The organism is uncultured Gimesia sp., from assembly GCF_937910335.1.
In the GTDB taxonomy this organism is placed as follows: domain Bacteria; phylum Planctomycetota; class Planctomycetia; order Planctomycetales; family Planctomycetaceae; genus Gimesia.
Genome location: NZ_CALEMX010000405.1, coordinates 1 through 5,891 on the forward strand (window position 1 = coordinate 1; position 5,891 = coordinate 5,891).

5 protein-coding genes are annotated in these 5,891 nt (G+C 44.5%); 2 read left to right on the forward strand and 3 right to left on the reverse strand.

Going from position 1 to position 5,891, the window contains the following annotated elements; genetic code table 11:
- A partial coding sequence (locus Q0668_RS15910; protein WP_298866430.1) for a hypothetical protein occupies window positions 1-214 on the reverse strand: 214 nt, incomplete at its 3' end.
- A gap of 165 nt (window positions 215-379) precedes the next feature.
- Here Q0668_RS15910 and Q0668_RS15915 point away from each other — a divergent pair.
- A complete protein-coding gene (locus tag Q0668_RS15915; protein ID WP_298866431.1) occupies window positions 380-868 on the forward strand; it encodes a GNAT family N-acetyltransferase in 489 nt (162 codons plus the stop codon).
- A 267-nt stretch (window positions 869-1,135) separates the two neighbouring features.
- Window positions 1,136-4,051 carry an FG-GAP-like repeat-containing protein gene (locus Q0668_RS15920; RefSeq protein WP_298866433.1) on the forward strand — a complete coding sequence of 972 codons (2,916 nt, stop codon included), beginning with the start codon at window positions 1,136-1,138 and terminating at the stop codon, window positions 4,049-4,051.
- A gap of 113 nt (window positions 4,052-4,164) precedes the next feature.
- On the opposite strand, the gene Q0668_RS15925 is transcribed toward Q0668_RS15920, so the two are convergent.
- Together Q0668_RS15925 and Q0668_RS15930 are read right to left on the reverse strand one after the other, a co-directional pair.
- Window positions 4,165-4,617, reverse strand: a complete 453-nt coding sequence (locus tag Q0668_RS15925; protein WP_298866435.1) for a carboxypeptidase-like regulatory domain-containing protein — start codon at window positions 4,615-4,617, stop codon at window positions 4,165-4,167.
- 100 nt (window positions 4,618-4,717) lie between these two features.
- Window positions 4,718-5,671 (reverse strand): DUF1559 domain-containing protein, encoded by a 954-nt coding sequence (locus tag Q0668_RS15930; RefSeq protein ID WP_298866437.1) that lies wholly within the window; start codon window positions 5,669-5,671, stop codon window positions 4,718-4,720.
- Between the last annotated feature and the right edge of the window lie 220 nt (window positions 5,672-5,891).

A 5,891-nucleotide genomic window follows, 5' to 3' on the forward strand; every position in this document is an offset into this window, starting at 1 on the left:
ATCCTAATTCAAAACAGGCATACCCGCGATCTACTTGATGTAAATAGACAGAGAGCATTTTGGACAAATTCAGAACAATGGTTCCATGATCGACATCGGGAGGGTCCAGGTTAATTAATTTTCCCCGGTCCAGTTCCATCCAACGCCCGTCTTCAGGCTGTTCAAGCCGGGTCTCTAATAATTGTTCTGCTGTGTAGATTGGTGATTCTGTCATTCACTTTTCCTGTCAGTTTTCGCTGATTTTAAGTGAGAAAGACTCTCATTTAAAGGATTTTTCCGGTCTCCTTTAAATTTTCATTCAAACATCTTAGCATAGATCCCGTTAGCTCGTCAGTCTTACCCGATGTTTCATCCCAGTAATCTCGTTTGAATTCTTTATATGAAAATTCGCCCCTATCAACCTGAAGATCTGGCTGTCTTAAAAGAAATCACTGTGGAAGCCTTTCGAGGTGTTTCGATTGATGAAGGAATCGAACAGGAATATGGCCTTATTAACGGCCACGATTGGAAATGGCGTAAAGCGGCGCATGTGGAAGCCGATGCTCGACGAGAGCCGGAGGGAATTTTCATTGCAGAAGAGTCAGGCAGGATCGTCGGCTATATTTCCACTTGGCACGATTCGGAAGCGGGAATTGGTTACATCTCCAACATGGCATTTGTGCCCGAATACCGGGGTCAGGGACTGGGGAGGCAACTCCTTGAATATGCACTTGAACAGTTTCGTCGTTTCAATTTATCCCTGGCAAAAATCGAGACCCTGGAACAGAACTCGATCGGCAATCACCTTTATACATCACTGGGATTCAAAGAAATCGTCAAACAGATCCACTTTGTTGCGCCGCTTTTACCTGCACAAACGGATGAATGATTCGTAGTTTCCAATTTTGATGTATTAGAATTTCGTATCTCTTACAGGGGGCGTTATGCTAACATACAGGTCACTCTCAGATTGGGCGGCATAAGGATCAAGCCAGGCATCTTGTAGCTAAAATCCTTATCAATTGTATTTCAGGTTGATCGACTTTGAGGAAAATCTCATCGAATTTCATAATATTTGCAGGAACCTGACCTTCTTTTAAAAGTCAGGATACGAAGAGCCGCGAGCAATGCCTGAATAATCGGGGGATACATCAAGATGAAACAGAATCATATAAACCAGATTGATGATGCCCTTCCTCCCCAAAAATCCAAAAAGGTTGTGTGGATAATCAGCATCTTAGTGTTCTGTCTTCTCTCACTCTTTTTGATACCATCACTTCTGTCAGAACCACCCGATCAATTGCTTATTAAAGCCAATGCAGCGTATGAGCAGGGTAAAATTCAAGAAGCCTTGAATTATATTCAACATGTAGAACCAGATGGCAGCGTGGAATCAATCGAATGTGTTTCTCTCAAAGGTAAACTATTGGTTTTTCTTGGTCAGGCACAGCTTGGTGAGGTTGCTTCCAGAAAGGTGTTGAAAATTGACCCCCAGCACATACCATCTCACATGAATCTCGTCAATTTACTTCGGCTACAAGGGCGAAACTGGGAACTGCGACCTCATTTTTTGGAGATCATCAAGCAGATATTTTTGTCTAAGGGCGATCAATCAATGATTCCAGCCGCAAGCCTGATTTTTCCTTTGCGTTCCGTGGGACTTTCCGAGTGGGTTTGGTTAGAACCCCATGAATTAGAAATCGTCGACAGATGTCGTCGAACTGTTCCCAGGGATTATTTGATAGCCTTGGGGCAAGCCAGAATGGCTGCAGATGCGAATGAATTTAAACAGACGAGCCTTATTTTAAATAACATTATTCAAACAGATCCCAACCAAATCGAAGCACAGGTTCAACTTGGATTAATACTGGCGAACAGCGACACTGAATCCGAATTTTTGAAGTGGTCTCAAAATATCCCTGAATCTACAGTTCACCATCCGGAGTATTGGGCGGCGTTGGGTAGTTTCGCACAGAAACGTGATCAGCCGGAAATGGCCATCCGCTGTTTTGGAGAAGCCCTACAACTGAACCCAAACCACATCCGAGCAAATTACCAGATTTCGCAATTGTTGATTGCTTTAGAAAAAAAAGGACAAGCGAAACCGTTTGCCTACAGAGCAAATCAACTTGCTCAGTTAGAATATTTCATCAAAGAAGTGGGGAGCGAAACATCGCGAATCCAAGATGTGGCGAAGATGATGGAATCGTTAGGACGCCCCTGGGAAGCGGCTGTCTGGTACAAAATTGGTACAGACATTTTTCCTAGAAAAGAGTGGCCAGCGAAAGGCCTTGAAAAAGCAGTTGCTGGATTGACAACTAAGACTCCCTTAAATCTTGTATTAGCCAATCCGGTCAAGAATATTGACCTTTCAGAATATCCACTTCCAAAATGGGATAAAACCTCCAACAATCATCCTATTGAATCAATGACAAAGCAAGACATCAACGTTGTGTGGGAAGAGACTGCGGAATCATCTGGATTGAACTTCTCATATCAAAATGGTGCCAATTCTAAACCAAGTCATGCATACATGTTCGAATTCAGCGGTGGCGGCGTCGCAGTCATCGATTATGATCATGATGCCTGGCCGGATATCTATCTGACTCAGGGAGGTTCATGGCCATCTTCATCGGGTGGTATCAGCGGCAGGAATCGATTATTTCGTAATCAAGGGAATGGTTCATTTGTGGATGTGACAACATCAACAATGCCTGATCTCAATGACTTCAGTCAAGGTGTGTGTGTTTCTGATTTTGACAACGATGGATTTCCCGACCTCTATGTCGCCAACATAGGAGGAAATCGTCTATTAAAAAATAATGGTGATGGAACGTATTCTGATATCACTGATTCCACGGGGACTGGTGGGGATGATTGGACTTTGAGTTGTGTACTGGCTGATTTGAATGGTGATTCACTGCCCGATTTGTATACGGTCAATTATCTCAGCGGTCAAGACGTTTTCGATCGTACTTGCATTAAGAACGGTCGGCCCGTTCAATGTGATCCGACCATGTTTTCCGCAGCTCAGGATCAACTCTATCAAAATTCAGGAGACGGCCGCTTTAAAAACATCACGAAAGAGTCTGGAATTATGGCCAAGGGTGGTAAAGGAATGGGAATCGTAGTTGCTGATTTTTGTGACTCCCGCCAGCTTGATATATTTATCGCCAATGACACAACCGCTAATTTCTTTTTTGTTAACAAAACCAAACCCGCAAACGAGTCTCCCCAGTTTACTGAGGAAGGACTACTGCGTGGATTGGCACTCGGGGAGAATGGACTTGCTCAATCGAGTATGGGTGTTGCAGCCGGGGATCTGATGGACGATGGTTTAATCGATTTGTTTATAACGAATTTCAGTCGAGAACCAAATAACTTATATATTCATCAGTCTGATCACATTTTCGTTGACTCTGCTCGAAAAGCAAATTTATACAATTCTGGATTCCAATATATGTCATGGGGAGCTCAGTTTTTGGATGGTGAAAATGATGGACTGCTTGATCTGGTGGTTGCCAACGGTGATCTGGAAGACCTTTCTGATGTAGGCGTCCGCTCACTTGCACCACAAGTCTATTATGCCAACCTCGGAATGAATCGCTTTAAAGCGGTTCCGGAGAAGCAACTTGGTCCCTATTTTCAGAAAAAAAATCTCGGGCGCGCTATTGCCAAATTGGATTGGAATCGTGATGGGCTGTATGACATATGTGTCACTCACGTGGATGCACCAGTCGCATTATTAACAAATCGAACTGTACAACATGGTCATTACTTAACGGTAAAACTGCATGGCGTTCAATCAAGCCGCGATGCAATTGGTACCATTGTTCGGATTAAAACTGGTGACAAGATACAAACTCGTCAACTGATTGCCGGCGATGGTTTTCAGGCTAGCAACGAACGAAGGCTCCAATTTGGATTGGGCAACCATACACAGATCGATGAACTGACTGTTTCATGGCCAAAGGGTAGTAAACAAACTTTCCATAATTTGGAAAGTGACCAGGAGCTGATTCTCGTAGAAGGTGCTACTCAGGTTTATGCGATCAAAGCTGACAACAGATAGCTTTAGATTTTGGTGCAGCAGCTGCAAAACAGAGTTGTAAGCTCAAAGTGTGCTTACAACTCTGGTAGATTTTTTGATCTTGATGGGATGATGATCCTGCCTGAGAGGCAGACTCATTTTTTCTTTTTGCCTTTCAAATCGAAATTGATCTCGCCTCCTGATTCAGGGACGTCTGCTTTCAGTGTTGTTTTTCCTAAATCGCTGTATTTGCCAGAAAGGGTTTCGACTGCGACTCCCCCTTCTCCGGCTCCGTCCTCTGGAAGTGGTGTCCCGTCTCCCCGCATGATCAGGCTTACAGTCACTTTGTACTTTCCAGGAGGGGCTCCTGCTGCTCCGTGTTGTTGTGTGAGAGTGTATTTTCCAGCCTCATCAGTTCTGCCGGTACAGTCTGTTCCCTTCGTGCCGGCATCAGGATGAAACGTTACCGTTGCGGATGCGAGAGGTTTCTTATTCATCGTGACAACACCAGAGACTGGGGCAGTTTTTGGTAGAGGCTTCGAGGTATCGGATGAACCACAGCCGACTAAGGCAACAGTTAAAAACAGACAAACTGAGATTCGCAACATCACGCATTTCTCCTCTTGTAGATATCCGCGAGAAAGGGGGGAGTTGCTCGAATTCCAGCAACCCCCTCTCAACAAAAACGATCTTGAAAATTCTGTGCGACTAAAATTCACCGAGGACGTTACCATCAGCCATTCTGGCAAGGTTTTGTCTCGTAGTTCCATCAATATTTTCACTAATGAAACGAACTGCACCGTCTGCCAGCAAACCATGAGCTCCTCCTACATGCATACTGCCACCATAACCCCAACTATCGAGTTTCCCCGTCGTTGCTTCACCGGCAGCAAATAAATTGAGCCCATAGGTCTGTAAATTAATTCCAACCATTACATGACCACGATATCCCCAGGCGGTTGAATTGCCGTTTCTTACCTGCCTGGTTGTCTCGGCCATAGCAAGTGTATTACTGGTACCATCAAGGACATCACGAATCTGGCACTTGCTGTCATCACCAAACATCGGACGTGAACTAAGGCTGACAGCAGACCAGTCAGTACAAGCACTGTGGGTATTGTTTGTGATATAGTCATAGTTTGTCTTAGCGCCCCCCTTACCGGTGGTGTTCGAGGGAGAAGGACCATAAGCGCTTGTGGGGGGGGTGTGAGTCGAATTTGCATCGGTCGGACAGAGAAACGCAGGAAGCAGTGTTTGAACGGGTGCCAGGTTTCCATTTGTTGCCGGGTCTCCCGCAAATGTGGTAATCGTGCCACTGCTATTCCCGCCAAGAGATGTTTCACCGGTAAACATCGTGCCATTAAAATTGAACTGATTGTAAAGTGTACCTTGATCCATAAAGGGTAATAGCATCACTAAACCGGACCCATTCAAGTTCGGCGTCGTACAGCGGCCTATCATTCCCGGAGGAAAGACGGTGTGAGTTTCATTATAGTTGTGGAGTGCCAACCCCAATTGCTTCAGGTTGTTTTTACATGTGCTGCGCCGCGCCGCTTCTCGTGCCTGTTGTACAGCCGGCAGGAGTAATGCAATCAGTATCGCAATAATGGCGATGACAACTAATAGTTCGATGAGCGTAAAACCACGTCTACAATTTTTCATAGTTTTCTCCTGTGGTAGAATGTTCAAACAAAAAAAATCAAAATCTTCCAACTGAACTGGCTGGAAGTTATATTTCACCACGAGAATCTCGAGCCTGAATAATGAAGTGATATGCCACCAAGGTATATTTCTGGCTCATTATAGTGGAATTAACAAGAATTTTTATTTAAGGCAGCCTCTAAGAATCAATTTTTCAGATTAATTAAGATTTCAGAGAGTG